Raw genomic sequence first — 17294 nt, 5'->3', positions numbered from 1 at the left:
GCTTATAGGATCAAAGGGTGCATGAGCCCGTGAGTGACCCTCTCCTGGAAACCCTGGTAGACAACCGCTACCTGGTGCGGTCCCGCATCGCGCGCGGCGGAATGTCCACTGTCTATCTGGCAACCGATACCCGGCTGGACCGCGACGTCGCCCTGAAGGTCCTGTACCCCCACCTCGCGGCGGACCGCGGATTCCTCGACCGTTTTGAGCGGGAGGCCAAGTCCGCTGCCCGCCTGTCCCACCCGCACGTCGTCGGCGTCCTGGACCAGGGCGTCACCGACTCGCTGTCCTATCTGGTCATGGAATACGTTCCCGGCCGCACGCTGCGTGACGTCCTCAACGAGCGGCACAGGCTCTCCCCCCGCCTGGCGCTGGCCATGATGGATGCCGTGGTGGACGGGCTCGCCGCCGCACACGAAGCGGGGCTTGTGCACCGCGACGTCAAGCCCGAAAACGTGCTGCTGGCCAGCAGCGGTGCCATCAAAATAGCGGACTTCGGCCTGGCCCGTGCCGTGACTACCAGCACGAACACGGGCACGCTGGTGGGCACCGTCGCTTACCTGGCCCCTGAACTTGTCACCGGTGCCGGCGCTGACGCACGCAGCGACATCTATTCCGCCGGCATCATGCTCTACGAGATGCTCACGGGTTCCCAGCCCTTCACCGGCGAAGTGCCAATCCAGGTGGCATTCGCCCACGTGCACTCCTCGGTCCCGGCGCCTTCCGCCGCCTGCCCCGGACTGGCTGAGGACCTGGACGAGCTGGTGCTCTGGTGCACCTCGCAGGACCCGGAGGGCCGGCCGGTGGACGGCCGCGCCCTGCTGGGGGAACTGCGCCACATCCGCACGTCCCTCACCGACGAACAGCTGGACTTCCATGCCCCGGGCAGTCCCCCGGCACAGCATCCGGGCCAGGGCGACCGGACAACCGTCATGACACCGACGCCTTCCGGCGCCACGGAAGTGATCAGCCAGGCGCAGCCCCACGCCACCGAAGTCCTGCAGCGCACGGACAACGCCACCACCGTCCTGGGGCACCCGCTCACCGCGGAGGGCTACCAGGACGACGATGGTTATGACGGGCACGGCGACGACGACGACGGCGACTACCCTGAGCTCTCCCCACGGGCAGGCCGGCGGCTTGCCAAGAAAGACTTTAAGGCAAGCCAGAAAGAGGCCAGCCGGGCAGCGCAGCGTCCTGAGGTATCCCTGCGTCCGGGCCGTCCGCGCAGGCGGGGCGTCCTGCTGGCGCTCCTGGTTACCCTGCTGGTTGCCGCGGCTGCCTTCGCCGGCTGGTTCTTCGGAGCCGGTCCCGGAGCACTGGTGTCCATCCCGGAGGTCTCCAACACATCGGTCGAGGCCGCTGGAAGCAGGCTTGGCGAGGAAGGACTCCGCTATACCACCAGCGAGGTGTATGACGAGGTGATCTCGGCCGGAATGGTGGTGGGAACCGATCCCGCCGCCGCGCAGCAAATCCGCCGGTTCCAGCCGGTGACGCTGCTGGTGTCCCGCGGACCGGAACTCTTCAGCGTCCCCAACGTCATCCAGCGTTCGCTGGAGGACGCCCGGGAGAAGATCACCGAGGCCGGTCTCGCCACCGGAACCGTCACCGAGGAATTCAGCGAGGATGTTCCCGCAGGGCAGGTCCTCGCGCAGGTACCCGCAGCGGACGCTGACCTTCGCCGCGGCACTCCCGTGGACCTTACGGTGTCCAAGGGCCCGGCACCTGTCGAGGTCCCGGTGGTGGCCGGGAAGACCGAGCAGGAGGCGGTACGGCTAATCCAGGAGGCCGGATTGTCAGCCACCGTCTCCCCCGAGCGCATCAACAGCGTGGATGTTCCCAAGGGATCCGTGGCAGTGCAGACGCCGTCCTCCGGGCTGGTGGAGCGGGGCGGAACGGTGACACTGACCATTTCCGACGGGCCGCGCATGGTCCAGGTGCCCAGCTATGTGGGCAAGCAGGCGGACACCGCACGCGAGGAACTTGAACGCCTGGGCTTCCGCGTCGAGGTCAACGAAATCCTGGGCGGTTTCTTCGGAACGGTCCGGGCCCAGGATCCGGCGGGCGGCACGGCCCCGGAGGGTTCGGTCATCAAGCTGACCGTCGTCTGACAGGACGCCGGCACAGGAACGGGGACTGCCCAGGCAGTCCCCGTTCCTGTTTGGAAGGTCAGCTCTTTTCCGCGAGGGCTCCTGCCACCAGGAATGCCATCTCCAGGGACTGCATGTGGTTCAGGCGGGGGTCGCAGACCGACTCGTAGCCTTCCACGAAGGCCTCCTGGTCCACGGGATCTGCTCCGCCCAGGCATTCGGACACGTCATCGCCCGTCATCTCGACGTGCAGGCCGCCCGGGAAGGTGCCCAGCTCGTTGTGGACCTCGAAGAAGCCGCGGACCTCGTCCATGACGTCGTCGAAGTTGCGGGTCTTGTATCCGTTGGGGGACGTTACCGTGTTGCCGTGCATGGGATCGGTTACCCAGAGTACCTGGGCACCGGAGGCGGTCACCTTCTCCACCAGGGTGGGGAGCTTTTCGCGGATGTTGCCGGCACCCATGCGCGTGATGAAGGTCAGGCGCCCCGGTTCGCGTTCGGGATCCAGTTTCTCGATCAGGGCCAGTGCGTCCTCAGCCGTGCTGTTGGGGCCGAGCTTCACGCCAATGGGGTTGCGGACGCGGGACAGGAAGTCCACGTGCGCCGAATCCAGGTCGCGGGTACGCTCACCGATCCACAGGAAGTGGGCGGACGTGTCATAGGGCTGGCCGGTCCGCGAATCGATCCGGGTCAGCGCCCGCTCATAGTCCAGCAGCAAAGCTTCGTGACTGGCGAAGAACTCAACGCGTTTCAGGGCCTCGAAGTCGGCGCCGCAGACGTCCATGAAGCGCACTGCGCGGTCGATGTCCCGGGCGAGGGACTCATAGCGGGAGTGCGCCGGGTTGGCGGTGAAGCCCCGGTTCCAGTGGTGGACCAGCCTAAGGTCTGCGAAGCCGCCCTGGGTGAAGGCACGGATCAGGTTCAGGGTGGATGCGGAGGTGTGGTAGGCCCGCACCATGCGTGCCGGGTCATGCCGGCGGGACTCGGGGGTGAACTCGAAGCCGTTGACCATGTCTCCCCGATACGCCGGGAGCGTCACACCGCCACGCGTTTCATCATTCGAGGAACGCGGCTTGGCAAACTGGCCGGCCATGCGTCCCATCTTGATCACGGGCAGGGACGCCCCGTAGGTCAGCACCACGGACATCTGAAGGATGGTGCGGACTCGTGCGCTGATCTTGTCCGCCGTCGCAGCCTCGAATGTCTCCGCGCAGTCGCCTCCCTGCAGGAGGAATGCCTTTCCCTGGGCAGCCTGGGCAAGCCGTTCACGCAGGATGTCCACCTCGCCGGCGAATACCAGCGGAGGGACCATGGAGAGTTCCGCTACGGCGGCCTCATAGCCGGGGTCTTGGTGCCAGGTGGGCTGCTGGGAGATGGGCAGCGAACGCCAGTCATCGAGGCCGGGATATACGGCGGCACCCGAGGACGGCGGGAAACTGGGATCAAGGTCAGCAGGTTTTTGGGTCACCCCTTAACCCTACGTCGCGGCGTCCGCCCTCAGCGATCCAATATGTCCTGTTACGCAGGAATCGGGTGCGGCAGGGCCCTCAGGCACCCCGCGGGGACTGCTGCGACCCGCCGGAGCTATTGTCTCCGCTGCCGCCGTCCGCAGGGGTCTGCCCTTCCGCCTGCTTGGCCTTGTCCGGGGAACCGATGACGGTAACCTCGCCGGGTTCCTTGTGGCCCTTTCGGCGGCCGGTACCCGGACCTACCCCGGTGTCAGGAGTATCGGCATGCGCCAGGCGGACAGCCGCGCTGCGGGACTCTGCCGACTTTGACGCCTTGCGTGCCGCCGCCATCTGGTCCTTAACGGTGCTGGCGTACACGTCCACGTACTCCTGGCCGGAAAGGCGCATGAGCTCGTACATGATTTCGTCAGTGACCGAACGCTGCACAAAGCGGTCGTTTTCCATGCCCGCATAGCGGGAGAAATCCAGCGGCTCACCGACAATAATGCCGATCCGGCGGATATTCGGGATGCGCCGCCCGATGGGCTGGACCTTATCGGTTCCGATCATTGCCACGGGGATGACGGGCACACCGGTCTGCAGTGCCATCTTCGCCACACCGGTCTTGCCGCGGTACAGCCGGCCGTCGGGGCTGCGGGTGCCTTCCGGGTAAATGCCCAGGAGGTTGCCGCTCTCCAGCACCTTCACGCCGGCACGCAGCGCCGCCTCGGAGGCAGCACCGCCCGAACGGTCGATGGGCAGCTGGTTGGAAAGGCGGAAGAACGCTGCAGTGAGTTTGCCCTTCAGGCCCCGGCCCGTGAAGTATTCCGACTTGGCCAGGAAGCTCACCGGACGCGGTACGGCCAGCGGCAGGAAGATGGAGTCCGAGAAGGAGAGATGGTTGCTGACGAGGATCGCCGGCCCAGTGGCGGGAACATTGTCCATACCTTTGACCCACGGCCTGAACAGGAGATTCACCACCGGTCCGATGAAAATCGTCTTCATCACCCAATAGAACACGCGGCCAGCTCTCCCGTCGGACAAGACAATTAAGGAACCAATCAAGGAACCAATTGAGGAACACAGTGGGGAACCCGAATGGCACCCCCTGGTACTACTGTAAGCGCCGCGGCGGCAGCGTAGAATTTCTGCCGCTCCTGACACGGCCGACTTTGTTTCCGGCGGGGTGGAAAAACGCGCGCCTAATGCAACCATAGAGACATGACTTCCCCCGGGGGCCCGGCACCATTTTCAAGCGCCGGAGAAGGCCCGAACGCATCCACCGGCGTGCTCCTCAGCCATGGCTTCACCGGTTCAACGGTGAGCATGCTGGGCTGGGCCCGCTATCTGGCCGAGGCCGGGTATGCCGTCAGCCTTCCCCTGCTGCCCGGCCACGGAACCACCTGGCAGGAGCTGGCACGCACACCCTGGCAGCACTGGTACCGGGGCTATGAGGACGCGTACACGGAACTGGCCGCGCGGACAGACCGGGTATTCGCCGCCGGACTGTCCATGGGCGGCGCCCTGGCGCTGCGCCTTGCTGCCCGGCAGCCGGTAGCCGGAGTCGCCGTCGTCAATCCCGGCCTGACCGTCGCCGACCCCCGGGCCCGTTACGCCCACCTGCTGAAGTATGTGTTGCCCTCCGTTCCCGCGATCGGGAACAGCATCCGCCTGCCGGGACAGGACGAGGGAGCGTATTCCCGCACTCCGGTGGGGGCCGTGGCCCAGCTCCTTCGGCTCTTCAAGGACACCGCAGAGCACCTGCCCGAGGTGAAGGTGCCTGTGATCGCCTTCCGGTCGACCGTGGATCCGGTGGTGCCGGAGTCCAGCATGGACCTGGTGCGCAGGCAGCTTGGCACCACGGAGCTTGAAGTAGTGCCCCTCCCCAACAGCTATCATGTGGCCACGATGGACCATGATGCACCGCTGATCTTTGACCGTTCCCACGAATTCATCCAACGGGTGAGTGCAGGTGCCGCAGCATGAATGAACGCGAACCGGACCGTAACGAGTCCACGGACGAGGCCACCTGGCTGGACCTGGTCGCCCGCCTGCAGGAAACTCCGGACACTGATCCCCGGCAGCCTTCCCCCGAGCGCCAGGCTCCCGACGGCGACTCCGCCCAGGCGCCTGGCCCCGCCGCCCCGCCCGCGGGGCCGCGCTCCGCGGCGGACCGCACCCGGGCCATTTTCGAGAACCAGCCGCTGCGTGCGACCCCACCCGCCGGACCCCGTGACTACAGCCCGGAAGAGGACGAGTCAGACGGCTCATTCGTCCCGGAGGAACCGCCGCCGCTGGGAAGCGGCGAACCGCTGGTGATTTTGGCCTGGCTGGGTGCCGCGGGAGGACCGCTGCTGCTGCTCCTGTTTGCCATGTTCTGGCGCGGCGCACCAATGGCCGTGGTGCTGGGCGTCGTCGCCATTTTCGTCACCTGCGCCGGCTACCTGCTGTTCCGGCTCCCCCAATCGAGGGATGAGGGCGACGACGGCGCAGCGGTCTAGCGGTGAATCACCGCCGGGCGGCAACCCGGGAAAGGTCTGCTGCGCCGATCAGCCCGGCTGCCGGCCCGAGCGCCGCCTTTTCGATGCGGGCTTCCGGACGGAAACCACGGCCCGTGAGGTTCCGCGAGTAGGCCCTGCGGGCCGGTTCCAGCAGCAGCTCACCGGCGTCGCTCAGACCCCCGCCAATCACGAACATCCCCGGGTCCAGGGCCGCAGCGAGGTTGGACAGTCCCAGTCCCAGCCATTCGCCAACCTCTCCTACCAGCTCAATGGCAGTGCGGTCCCCTTCGAGCGCCAGCCTGGTCACTACGGCACCGGTAATGTCCGGGATGTTGCCGCCTACACTGCCCAGGATCTCCTGCGCCACCGGCGAATTGGCGGCAGCGAGCTCACGGGCTTCGCGTCCCAGGGCGTTGCCCGAAGCGTACTGTTCCCAGCAGCCGCGGTTGCCGCACTCACAGCGCTGCCCCTGCGGCATGATGATTTGGTGGCCGAACTCCCCCGCAACGCCGAAGCGTCCGCGTTCCAGGCGGCCGTCCATGATCATCGCGCCGCCGATTCCGGTGCCGAGCGTGATGCAGACGAGCCTGCTCTCTCCCCTGCCTGCCCCGAAGCGCCACTCAGCCCAGGCGGCGCCGTCGGCGTCGTTGGCGAGATACACCCGGCGGCGCAGCAGCCGTTCCAGGTTCTCCTGGAGGGGCTCGTTGCGCCAGGCCAGGTGCGGACTGAAAAGCACCGTGCTGCCGGAGAGGTCCATCCAGCCGGCGGCACCGATGCCCACCGACCACACGTGCTTGTGCGCGGAAAGTTCCCGGACCAGTTCAACGATGACGTTCTCGACCTCTCGCGGGTCCTGTCCGGGCGTGGACCGGCGGAGGACTTCCAGTACCCGTCCGCTGGCATCAACCAGTCCGGCTGCCACCTTGGTTCCGCCAATGTCGATCCCGATGGCCAGGCCGCGCCGTCGCATCGGAGACGAAAGCCGCACGCTCCGCCGCGGACGCAGGGGGTCTGAGGGCCTGCGGGACCACCGCGCGGCAGGAGCGGAAAAAGGAATCGGAGCTGGGTTAGGGGCATGCATCAAAGACCCATTGTAGGCAACGGGCAGCCGGCGAGGACGCAAGCGTTATGCATTCGAAAGTTACCCGCGAGTATAAAATGTGATCTAGGTTATAGGCTTAGGAGCAACCCGCCGTCCAAACAGATACCAAAGGAGCTATCGTGCGCGAATACAGCGTTCCGGTCCTGGTGGAAACCGCACCGGAAACGAACACTACGGACCTGCTTCTGGAACAGGCTGCCAAGCCCTCCAATCCGGCCCTCTTCGCCGTGCGCTCCACCGGTGACGAGTGGAAGAACATCACCGCCACGGAGTTCCTTGCCGATGTCTCCCGCATTGCCAAGGGCCTCATCGCCAGCGGAATCGGACAGGGCGACCGCGTAGGCATCATGGCCCGTACCCGCTACGAATGGACCCTCGTCGATTTCGCGATCTGGTTTGCCGGAGCAGTCTCCGTTCCGGTCTACGAGACGTCCTCCCCCGCGCAGGTTGCCTGGATTCTCGGCGACTCCGAGGCTGTCGGCGTAGTGGTGGAGGCCGCACGCCACGAAAACGTGGTCCGCCAGGCAGGTGCGGATGAGGATCTCTCCGCCGTCAAGAACGTCTGGCAAATCGACGGCGGCGGGCTGGACGCGCTGCGCGAGGCCGGGGCGAAGGTTCCGGACGAAGAACTCGAAGCCCGCCGTTCCTCGGCCGGGCTGGCGGACACGGCCACGATCATCTACACCTCGGGCACCACCGGAAAACCCAAGGGCTGCGAGCTGACCCACGGCAACTTCGTCAACCTCTCCCGCAACTCGACGGCAGCGCTGCCGGAGGTTGCCAAGGAGGGCGCCCAGACCATCATGTTCCTGCCCCTGGCCCACGTCTTTGCACGGTTCATCTCCGTCCTCGCCGTCGCGGCCGGTTCCACCGTGGCCCATACCCCGGATGTGAAGAACCTGCTCCCGGACCTGCAGAGCTACAAGCCCACCTTCCTGCTGGTGGTCCCCCGCGTCTTTGAAAAGGTCTACAACTCCTCGATGCTGAAGGCCGAGGACGGCGGCAAGGGCAAGATCTTCCATGCCGGCGCCAAGACGGCCATCGAGTACTCCAAAGCCAAGGAAACCGGCAAGGTGCCCCTGGGACTGAAGCTCCGCCACGCCCTGTTCGACAAGCTGCTCTACTCGAAGATCCGCACCGCCATGGGCGGACGGGTTCAGTACGCGATTTCCGGCGGCGCACCGCTGGGAGACCGGCTGGGACACTTCTTCGACGGGATCGGTGTGATGGTCCTGGAAGGCTACGGCCTGACCGAAACCACGGCACCGATCAGCGTCAACACTCCGCAGCTGATCAAGATCGGCACCGTAGGCGCACCGCTGCCGGGCAACGCGGTGAAGATCGCGGAGGACGGCGAAATCCTGACCAAGGGCATCAGCGTCATGAAGGGCTACTTCAAGCGCCCTGACCTCACCGAGGAAAACTTCGCCGACGGATGGTTCCGCACCGGCGACATCGGCCAGCTCGACTCTGACGGCTTCCTGCGGATCACAGGGCGGAAGAAGGAGATCATTGTCACCGCCAGCGGCAAGAACGTCATCCCGGCCCTGTTGGAAGACTCGATCCGCGCGGATGCGATCGTCTCCCAGTGCGTGGTTGTGGGTGACCAGCGGCCGTTCATCTCCGCCCTGATCACCATCGACGAGGAAGCTCTGCCCGGCTGGCTGGAACGGCACGGCATGCCCGCGTCAACCACCGTGGCCGAGGCAGCACAGTCCCGGCAGCTCCAGGATGAGCTTCAGGCCCTGGTGGACCAGGCCAACAAGGCGGTTTCCCAGGCTGAGGCCATCAAGGTGTTCAGGGTAGTCAGCACCGACTTCACTGAATCCAGCGGCCACCTCACTCCGTCCCTGAAGATCAAGCGGGCCCAGGTGCTCAAGGACTTCTCCGACGTGGTCGAGGATATTTATTCAGGCCAGAAGGTCTAGCCGGCGCCACACTGCCGGCTGGCACAAAGGCAGGAGCCCCGGATGTTCCGGGGCTCCTGCCTTTTTGGCGCTCGGCGCCTTAGGGCCGCAGCGCTGTGTCCTGGGGGTTTGTTCCGAGGGAAAGGAGCGCATTCTCCACTACCTCGGTCAGTGCCGGATGGATCCAGTACTGGCCGCGCGCCATGGAGGCGGCGTCGAGTCCGAAAGCCATGGCCTGGATCAGCGGCTGGATCAGCATGGAGGCCTCGTGGCCCATGATGTGGGCACCGAGCAGCTGCCCGGTGGTGCGGTCAGCGAGCAGCTTGACGAAGCCGGTGCTGTCCTCCATGGCCCAGCCGTACGCCGTCGACCCGTATTCCTGCACCGCCATCACCAGGTCCATGCCGTTGGCCAGGGCGTAATCCCGTGCCTCGGCTTCGGTCAGGCCCACCGAGGCGATCTGCGGATGGCTGAACACGGCGGAGGGAACAAAACGATGGGAGGAAGCCTGCAGGTCATCACGGTGGACGAGGTTGTGGGCCACCGTGCGTGCTTCAAGGTTGGCGACGTGCTTGAGCTGATCGGCACCGCTCACGTCTCCCAGCGCCCAGAGCCCTGGAACCGGCTGGCCGCCGCTGAGTACCCGCTGGTATTCGTCCACGGCCAGGCGGCCGTCGGGCTCCACGTCAAGGCCTGCCGCCGCGGGGTCCAGCCGGTCCGTGTTCGGGACCCGGCCGGTGGCAACCAGGACCAGGTCGACGTCGAGCTCCGACGTTCCGGCGGGTCCCTCCAGGACGGCGCGGACTGATCCGTCCGCGTTCTCGGCCAGGGAGGCAAGCTGTGTGTTCAGCCGGACGTCCCACTGTCCTGATGCTGCGGCAGTGAAACGCTCGGAGACAGTTTCGTCCTGCGCACGGAGCAGCGCTCCGGACCGCACGGCCATGGTTACTTCTGATCCGAAGGCCGAGAAAACGAAACCGAATTCGGCGGCAATGTAGCCGCCACCGAGGATGAGCACCCGGTCCGGCAGCTCGTCCACGCGCATGACAGTGTCAGAGGTGTGCACCTGGGGCAGGCCAATACCCGGAATGTCCGGGAGGACCGGCCGGGAACCGGCTGCAACCACAATCTGGTCCGCGGTGATTTCCTTCCCCGATGCGGTCTCCAGCCGGTGCGGGGAGGTGAATCGCACGTACTCGCTGTAGAGGGTGACGTTCTCCAGCTCTTCCGCCCGGTAGCGCCGGCCGCCCTCGGAGATCGCATCGATCCGGCTGAAGATGCGGTCCCGGATTTCGCGCCAGCGGACTTTTTCCACCCGCTGGTCCACTCCCAGCCGGGCCGCTTCGGCTGCCGAAGCGGCGAGCTGGGCGGGATAAACGAACATCTTCGTAGGAATGCAGCCAACGTTCAGGCAGGTGCCGCCGAAAGTGCCGCCGTCAATGACGGCTACCTTGCGGTTGTCCCAGTCGGGAGTGATAAGGGAATTGCCGGAGCCGGAGCCGATGATGGCGAGATCGTAATGGGTCACCATCCCAGTCTATCGGCGCCGGTTCCGGCATCCCCGGGTGTTCTCTGCTGCCTTAACCCTGCTCGATAACCACCAGCAGGTCACCGCCGTCCACCTGCTGCACGCCGCTGACGGCGAGGCGCTTGACGGTACCGGCAACGGGTGCCGTAATGGATGCTTCCATCTTCATGGCTTCGATCGTCGCCACCGTCTCGCCGGCGCCCACCTGGGCACCTTCCTTCACCGTCACGGTCACTGCCCCGGCAAACGGTGCTGCGACGTGGCCCGGCTGGGCGGGGTCCGCCCGTTCGGAAACCTTTGCGTCCGTCGTGACGCTGCGGTCCCGGACCATGACCGGACGCATCTGGCCGTTGAGGGTGGTCATGACCGTGCGCATGCCCTTCTCATCCGGCTCGGACACGGCCTCCAGGGTGGCAATGAGCCGCACGCCCTTTTCGAGTTCCACCACGTGTTCTTCCCCGGGGCGCAGCCCGAACAGGTAGTCCCGGGTGTCCAGCACGGAGAGGTCTCCGTAGGTTTCCCGGACGGTGGCGAACTCCCGGGCCGGCCCGGCAAACAGGAGCCGGTTCAGGGTGTCCCGCCGCGTGGCGGAGTCCCCGGCCAGGCCCTGACTGTCCACCTCGGTCAGTTCCACCTGGCGGGCCTTGGGCTTGCGGCCCTGCAGCGCCTTGGTACGGAAGGGCTCCGGCCAGCCTCCGGGAGGATCGCCCAGCTCTCCGCTGAGGAAGCCGATCACTGAATCCGGGATGTCATAGTTCTGCGGGTTTTCTTCGAAATCCTCCGGAGCGACATTGCTGCCCACTAGCTGCAGTGCAAGGTCGCCCACCACCTTGGAGGACGGGGTGACCTTGACCAGCCGGCCCAGGATCTTGTCTGCTGCCGTGTACATGTCCTCGATCGCTTCGAAGCGCTCCCCCAGACCCAGGGCAATGGCCTGCTGGCGGAGGTTCGAGAGCTGTCCGCCGGGAATTTCGTGGCGGTAGACCCGCCCGGTGGGCCCGGCCAGCCCGGATTCGAAGGGCGCATAGACCCGGCGCACGGCTTCCCAGTACGGTTCCAGCGAGCTCACGGCTGCCAGGTCCAGGCCGGTGTCCCGTTCGGTGTGCGCCAGCGCCGCCACCAGCGAGGATGCCGACGGCTGGCTGGTGGTGCCGGCCAGCGTTGCGCTGGCTACGTCGACGGCGTCGACGCCGGCTTCCGCGGCGGCGAGGAGCGTCGCGAGCTGGCCCCCGGCCGTGTCATGCGTATGCAGGTGGACCGGCAGGTCGAACCGTTCCCGCAGGGCCGCTACGAGTTTCGCGGCCGCCGCGGGACGAAGCAGTCCTGCCATGTCCTTAATGGCCAGGATGTGCGCGCCGGCGTCCACCATCTGCTGGGCCAGGTCCAGGTAGTAGTCCAGCGTGTAGAGCTTCTCCTGGGGATCGAGCATGTCCGAGGTGTAGCAGAGCGCTACCTCGGCCACGGCGGTCCCGGTGCGGCGGACGGCTTCGATGGCCGGGGCCATCTGGGACACGTCGTTGAGCGCGTCGAAGATGCGGAAAATGTCGACGCCGGCAGCGGCGGCCTCCTCGACGAACGCATCAGTGACTTCGGTGGGGTATGGCGTGTATCCCACCGTGTTCCGGCCGCGCAGCAGCATCTGGATGCAGATGTTGGGCAGCGCCTGGCGCAGCGTGTCCAGCCGTTCCCACGGGTCCTCGCCCAGGAAACGGAGTGCGACATCGTAAGTGGCACCGCCCCAGGCTTCGACAGAGAGCAGTTCGGGTGTCAGCGCCGCGACAGCCGGAGCTGCTCCGGCCAGGTCGCGGGTGCGTACCCGGGTGGCGAGCAGGGACTGGTGTGCGTCGCGGAAGGTGGTGTCAGTGACAGCCAGTGCCTGCTGCTCGCGCAGTGCGGCCGCAAATTTCTCCGGGCCCAGTTCCAGCAGCCGCTGGCGGGACCCCGGTTTCACTTCAGGGAGGTCCGTCGGCAGTTTTTCCCGCGGGTCGATCTGGGCCGGCAGTTCACCGTTGGGCTTATGGACGGTGACGTCGGCGAGCCAGTTCAGCAGTTTCGTGCCCCGGTCCGCGGGACCGCGGGCATTGAGCAGTTCGGGACGCTCTTCAATAAATGAGGTGGCAACATCTCCGGCGACGAAGTCCGGATCCTCGAGGACTGCCTGCAGGAAGGAGATGTTGCTGGAGACTCCACGGATGCGGAATTCTGCCAGCGCCCGCCGTGCCCGGTTGACGGCCGCCGGGTAGTTGCGCCCGCGGCAGGTGAGCTTCACCAGCATCGAGTCGAAGTGCGGGCTGATGTCCGCGCCGGCGTAGACGGTGCCGCCGTCCAGCCGTACGCCTGCACCGCCGGCGGACCGGTAGGCGCTGATCTTCCCTACGTCCGGCCGGAACCCGTTGGCCGGATCCTCGGTGGTGATACGGCACTGCAGGGCCGCCCCGCGGATCTGCAGCTCCTCCTGCACCAGGCCAAGGTCAGAGAGATTCTCGCCGGCAGCAATGCGCATCTGGGACTGGACCAGGTCAACGTCGGTGATTTCCTCGGTGACCGTGTGCTCTACCTGGATGCGCGGGTTCATCTCAATGAAGACGTGCTGTCCGGCACGTTCCCCAATGGTGTCCACGAGGAACTCCACGGTTCCGGCATTGACGTACTTCAGCGACTTGGCGAAGGCCACGGCGTCACGGTAGAGCGCCTCGCGGATGCTTTCATCCAGGTTCGGCGCAGGCGCAATTTCAATGACCTTCTGGTGCCGGCGCTGCAGGGAGCAGTCACGCTCAAAGAGGTGGATCACGTTACCGTCATTGTCCGCGAGGATCTGCACCTCGATGTGGCGGGGGCGCAGCACAGCCTGCTCCAGGAAAACCGTGGGGTCACCGAATGCGGAATCGGCTTCCCGCATGGCAGCCTTCAGAGCTTCAGGGAGGTCATGCGCGGTGTCCACCCGCCGCATGCCGCGTCCGCCGCCGCCGGCAACCGCCTTGACGAAGATGGGGAACCCGATTTCCTCCGCTTCAGCCAGCAGGGCTTCGGCGTCAGCGCTGGGAGCGGTTGAGCGCAGTACGGGGATGCCCGCCTCGCGGGCGGCGTTGATGGCATGGACCTTGTGGCCGGCCAGTTCCAGGACGTCTGCATCCGGGCCGATGAACGTGATGCCGTTGGCCTTGGCGGCACGTGCCAGCTGCGGATTTTCGGACAGGAAGCCGTAGCCCGGGTAGATCGCATCGCAGCCGGATTCCTTGGCCACGCGGATGATCTCGTCCACGTCCAGGTATGCGCGGACCGGATGCCCCTCACTGCCGATCAAATACGCCTCGTCAGCCTTCTGGCGGTGGATTGAATTGCGGTCCTCATAGGGAAAGACGGCGACGGTCTTGGCCCCAAGTTCATAGGCCGCGCGGAACGCACGGATGGCAATTTCGCCGCGGTTGGCTACCAGGATCTTCGAGAACATTGCACTCCTGCGTCGTTGCGTCGGGATGGAACGGACCGTTCAGTGCTAAGTCTTCAGTTTCTGCACGGCCCGAACATTCGGCAAGCGGGTAATTCACATCACATCGAACATAGTTCAGTGCACGGCTCAGATGTGCAAACCCGCGCCTGCCCGGCCTGTCGGGTTGTGTCACATAGAATGATTACGGTTCCCTGGCACGGACCCGGCGCCCGTGATCCCTCGACACGTTAGGTTTTGGTTCAACAAGTGCAAGTAGTGAGCATCAGCAGCCTGAAGGGCGGCGTCGGCAAGACCTCCGTAACGCTGGGTTTGGCCTCAGCGGCCCTGGCCGCCGGCATTCCTACCCTGGTGGTTGATCTTGATCCGCATGCCGATGCCACCACGGGCCTGGCCGTGTCCCCCGGCAACAACCTGGGCATCGGGGACATGCTCCGCAGCGCGCGCCGTGCAGACCTTGCTGCCAATGTGGTGCCAAGCGGATGGGTTGAGACTGCCCGAAAGCAGCCCGGAAACGATCCCAAGCGCCGCCCCGTGCTGGATGTAGCCATGGGTTCCGCCTACTCCGGCATCTACGACCGCCCGGACCTCGGCAAGCGGGATCTGCGCCGCCTCTCCACCCTGCTCGGCAAGGTCACCGGTTATGGCCTGGTGCTGATCGATTGCCCTCCGTCCCTGAACGGCCTCACCCGGATGGCATGGAGCGCCAGCAACCGGGTACTTCTCGTCGCTGAGCCCGGGCTCTTCTCCGTCGCCGGCACCGAACGCACCATGCGCGCACTGGACCTGTTCCGCCAGGAGTTCGCCCCGAACCTCGCCCCGGCAGGTATCGTTGCCAACCGCGTCCGCCCCACCTCCAACGAACACACGTTCCGGCTCGCCGAAATGAAGCAGATGTTCGGAGACCTGCTCATGGAACCGAACATCGCCGAGCACGCCAACTGGCAGCAGATCCAGGGCGCTGCACACTCTGTCCACCACTGGCCCGGTGACTCCGCGAAACAGGCGGCGGGGTCCTTTGACGCGCTGCTCAAGAACCTGGTCCAGACGGGCAGCATGCGCAACCGGGTCATGCGACGGCCGGCGGGCTAGTTCCTCGGCCGCCCGCCCTCATGAGAGCAGGACGCCGGACAGCAAAAAAAGGCCGCTTCCCTTTCCGGGAAAGCGGCCTTTCGCTTTAGATTTTAGCTGATCTTGCGCGCGGCCCTGCGGCGGCTGAGCTCGTCTTCCGGGAAGGAATGGTCTTCGGCGTGTTCGCTGGGAAGCTGCGCCAGGCTGCCTTCGACTTCGCGCCATACACGCCCGACTGCGATGCCAAACACGCCCTGGCCACCCTGGACCAGGTCAATGACCTCGTCCGCGGAAGTGCACTCGTAGACGCTGGCGCCGTCGCTCATGAGGGTGATCTGGGCCAGGTCCTCCACACCGCGTTCGCGCAGGTGTTCGACGGCGGTGCGGATCTGCTGCAGGGACACTCCGGTGTCCAGAAGCCGCTTGACGACCTTCAGGACGAGGATGTCTCGGAAGCTGTAGAGGCGCTGGGTGCCGGAACCGGAAGCTCCGCGCACGGCGGGCTCCACCAGTCCGGTGCGTGCCCAGTAGTCGAGCTGGCGGTAGGTGATGCCTGCTGCCTTGCAGGCAGTGGGGCCGCGGTAGCCCGCGTCCTCATCGAGAACCGGCAGGTCTTCGGTGAACAGCAGTCCCTGGGCACTTGCCGGCAGAACCTTTCCGGGTGCTACGGCGCGGTTTTCGCCGGCATCGCCTTTCGGACTCACTGTTCCTCCTAGTAATGGTTCCCGCAACGTCTCTAGCCGCTTGGTTACCACAGCGGAGACGGACGGCCAGTGCCCTGCCGGGCCTGGCAACCTGCCGGCGCTGATGCCTGCAGTTTTCCTAGTGTGTCTCCGGTAACCCATTGGCGCAATGGGAACTCTATGCTTCGACGTTAGATCCGTGCGCGGGCTAGGTCAAAGATGCGGCGGGTATTTTTTGGAGCGTGTCGAATCCGTCAGCGCTCAAAGTCCTCAGGCTCGACGTCGGCGAGGAACTCCCGGAACTGCCGCAGCTCCTGCTCGGCGTTCTCCGCTTCGTCCTCATCGTCATCCGTATCGGACTCGGTAATGCGCACGCCGGCCTCTTCCAGGACGGTTTCGGCGCACATGATGGGGCACGGGACCCGCAGTGCGACGGCGATGGCGTCCGAGGCGCGGGACCCCACCCGGGTGCCGTCGTCAAACACCAGTTCAGCGTGGAAAACCGTGTCCTCGACAGAGACCAGCCGGACTTCGGTCACCCGGCGGCCCAGCGCCTTGATGACGGCAGCCAGAAGGTCATGGGTCATGGGTCGAGGGGGCACGATCCCCTGCTGCACGAAGGCGATGGCGCTTGCTTCGGGCGCACCGATCCAGATGGGCAGGTGCCGCTCCCCTTCCGTTTCCTTGAGAAGGACCAGGGGCTGGTTGGACGGGAGTTCGATCCGAACACCCACCACTTCGACTTCCTGCATCGGCTTCAGCTCTCCATCCGGGCTATTTGTCCGTGGACCAGGGCGCTGTGCAGGCTCAGGCAGAGATCGCTGATCTCCCGGGCCGTCTCCGCGGCCCTCGCCTGCGAGGCGACGTCCCGCCGTGAGGCAACCGGGGCAATGGCACGTTCCACCAGTCCAAATTCCCGGTCCGCTGCCGCCCGGAACGGCCGCAGGTGCCTTGGTTCGATGCCGTGGGCTTCGAGCTGGCGGCACGCTTTGGCGACTTTCAGGGCGTGTTCATCATACTGCTGCGCCTCGGCGCTGATAAGTCCGTAGCTGATGAGGCTGCGGACCAGTTCGGCGGCGGCGCCGGACTCCGCCACGAGTTCGTCGAAGGAAAGCAGGCGCGCGCGGCTTCGTGCAGCCAGTTCCCCGGCGAGCTGGTCCGAGACGGCACGGGGTGCCAGGGTCAGGCCCCCGGGGAGGGATTCGGGCCGCTCCCCGCGGTCAACGGCGTCAAGGTAGTCCTTGATGACTTTCAGCGGCAGGTACTGGTCCCGCTGGAGGGCCAGGACAAAGCGGAGCCGCTCGACGTCCTGGGAAGAGTACTTCCGGTACCCGGCAGCGGTCCGCTGCGGTGAGACGAGTCCCTTTTCTTCCAGGAACCGGATCTTGGAGGCGCTAATGCCGGGAAACTCGGCACTCAGGTCCGCGAGGACCTGGCCGATGTTGAGTACACGCGGGCGCGCCCGCTCCGCAGCGGAGCCGATAGCCCGCCGCGCTGCCTCTGGTCCTGGCATCCG

13 protein-coding genes are annotated in these 17294 nt (G+C 65.8%); 5 read left to right on the top strand and 8 right to left on the bottom strand.

What is annotated here, in order from left to right; all coding sequences use genetic code 11:
* The first annotated feature begins 29 nt into the window (after window positions 1-29).
* Window positions 30-2111 (top strand): Stk1 family PASTA domain-containing Ser/Thr kinase, encoded by a 2082-nt coding sequence (pknB, locus tag GD628_RS07225; protein WP_226802395.1) that lies wholly within the window; start codon window positions 30-32, stop codon window positions 2109-2111.
* A 58-nt stretch (window positions 2112-2169) separates the two neighbouring features.
* Here the strand turns inward: pknB and GD628_RS07220 are convergent, their stop codons facing one another.
* Window positions 2170-3558: a class II 3-deoxy-7-phosphoheptulonate synthase gene (locus tag GD628_RS07220; protein WP_091605690.1), complete on the bottom strand. Its 1389-nt coding sequence runs from the start codon at window positions 3556-3558 to the stop codon at window positions 2170-2172.
* Window positions 3559-3637: 79 nt separating this feature from the next.
* Window positions 3638-4558, bottom strand: a complete 921-nt coding sequence (locus GD628_RS07215) for a lysophospholipid acyltransferase family protein (protein ID WP_226802394.1) — start codon at window positions 4556-4558, stop codon at window positions 3638-3640.
* Between the two features lie 201 nt (window positions 4559-4759).
* On the opposite strand from GD628_RS07215, the gene GD628_RS07210 reads away from it, so the two are divergent.
* A complete protein-coding gene (locus GD628_RS07210) occupies window positions 4760-5524 on the top strand; it encodes an alpha/beta hydrolase (RefSeq protein WP_091605692.1) in 765 nt (254 codons plus the stop codon).
* Window positions 5521-6039 carry a hypothetical protein gene (locus GD628_RS07205; protein WP_091605695.1) on the top strand — a complete coding sequence of 173 codons (519 nt, stop codon included), beginning with the start codon at window positions 5521-5523 and terminating at the stop codon, window positions 6037-6039. Before GD628_RS07210 ends, GD628_RS07205 begins: the two co-directional genes overlap by 4 nt.
* Window positions 6040-6046: 7 nt before the next feature.
* Here the strand turns inward: GD628_RS07205 and GD628_RS07200 are convergent, their stop codons facing one another.
* Window positions 6047-7120 carry an ROK family glucokinase gene (locus GD628_RS07200; RefSeq protein ID WP_091605698.1) on the bottom strand — a complete coding sequence of 358 codons (1074 nt, stop codon included), beginning with the start codon at window positions 7118-7120 and terminating at the stop codon, window positions 6047-6049.
* 140 nt (window positions 7121-7260) lie between these two features.
* On the opposite strand from GD628_RS07200, the gene GD628_RS07195 reads away from it, so the two are divergent.
* The gene (locus GD628_RS07195; RefSeq protein ID WP_091605700.1) at window positions 7261-9069 is read left to right on the top strand and encodes an AMP-dependent synthetase/ligase; all 1809 of its coding nucleotides are present in this window, start codon (window positions 7261-7263) and stop codon (window positions 9067-9069) included.
* A 79-nt stretch (window positions 9070-9148) separates the two neighbouring features.
* On the opposite strand, the gene GD628_RS07190 is transcribed toward GD628_RS07195, so the two are convergent.
* Both GD628_RS07190 and GD628_RS07185 read right to left on the bottom strand, forming a co-directional pair.
* Window positions 9149-10576 carry a mycothione reductase gene (locus GD628_RS07190; protein WP_091605994.1) on the bottom strand — a complete coding sequence of 476 codons (1428 nt, stop codon included), beginning with the start codon at window positions 10574-10576 and terminating at the stop codon, window positions 9149-9151.
* A gap of 52 nt (window positions 10577-10628) precedes the next feature.
* Window positions 10629-14027 carry a pyruvate carboxylase gene (locus tag GD628_RS07185; RefSeq protein ID WP_152274283.1) on the bottom strand — a complete coding sequence of 1133 codons (3399 nt, stop codon included), beginning with the start codon at window positions 14025-14027 and terminating at the stop codon, window positions 10629-10631.
* 246 nt (window positions 14028-14273) lie between these two features.
* Here GD628_RS07185 and GD628_RS07180 point away from each other — a divergent pair, with 246 nt between their 5' ends.
* The gene (locus GD628_RS07180) at window positions 14274-15116 is read left to right on the top strand and encodes a ParA family protein (protein WP_152274282.1); all 843 of its coding nucleotides are present in this window, start codon (window positions 14274-14276) and stop codon (window positions 15114-15116) included.
* Window positions 15117-15208: 92 nt separating this feature from the next.
* On the opposite strand, the gene GD628_RS07175 is transcribed toward GD628_RS07180, so the two are convergent.
* From GD628_RS07175 to ftsR, 3 genes are all read right to left on the bottom strand, one after another.
* Window positions 15209-15799 (bottom strand): MerR family transcriptional regulator, encoded by a 591-nt coding sequence (locus GD628_RS07175; RefSeq protein ID WP_091605709.1) that lies wholly within the window; start codon window positions 15797-15799, stop codon window positions 15209-15211.
* A gap of 233 nt (window positions 15800-16032) precedes the next feature.
* Window positions 16033-16530: a bifunctional nuclease family protein gene (locus tag GD628_RS07170; RefSeq protein ID WP_091605997.1), complete on the bottom strand. Its 498-nt coding sequence runs from the start codon at window positions 16528-16530 to the stop codon at window positions 16033-16035.
* A gap of 5 nt (window positions 16531-16535) precedes the next feature.
* Window positions 16536-17291 (bottom strand): transcriptional regulator FtsR, encoded by a 756-nt coding sequence (ftsR, locus tag GD628_RS07165; RefSeq protein WP_152274281.1) that lies wholly within the window; start codon window positions 17289-17291, stop codon window positions 16536-16538.
* Window positions 17292-17294: the final 3 nt, after the last annotated feature.

Origin of the sequence: Arthrobacter koreensis (genome assembly GCF_009193255.1) — a bacterium.
GTDB lineage: Bacteria > Actinomycetota > Actinomycetes > Actinomycetales > Micrococcaceae > Arthrobacter_B > Arthrobacter_B koreensis.
This window is presented reverse-complemented; position numbering and strand designations above follow the sequence as displayed.

Bases quoted from the DNA above. Each gene is read 5' to 3' on its own strand.
- GD628_RS07170 (WP_091605997.1), bottom strand. From the start codon at position 16,530: ATGCAGGAAGTCGAAGTGGTGGGTGTTCGGATCGAACTCCCGTCCAAC.
- GD628_RS07200 (WP_091605698.1), bottom strand. From the start codon at position 7,120: ATGCATGCCCCTAACCCAGCTCCGATTCCTTTTTCCGCTCCTGCCGCG.
- GD628_RS07185 (WP_152274283.1), bottom strand. From the start codon at position 14,027: ATGTTCTCGAAGATCCTGGTAGCCAACCGCGGCGAAATTGCCATCCGT.
- GD628_RS07205 (WP_091605695.1), top strand. From the start codon at position 5,521: ATGAATGAACGCGAACCGGACCGTAACGAGTCCACGGACGAGGCCACC.
- ftsR (WP_152274281.1), bottom strand. From the start codon at position 17,291: ATGCCAGGACCAGAGGCAGCGCGGCGGGCTATCGGCTCCGCTGCGGAG.
- GD628_RS07210 (WP_091605692.1), top strand. From the start codon at position 4,760: ATGACTTCCCCCGGGGGCCCGGCACCATTTTCAAGCGCCGGAGAAGGC.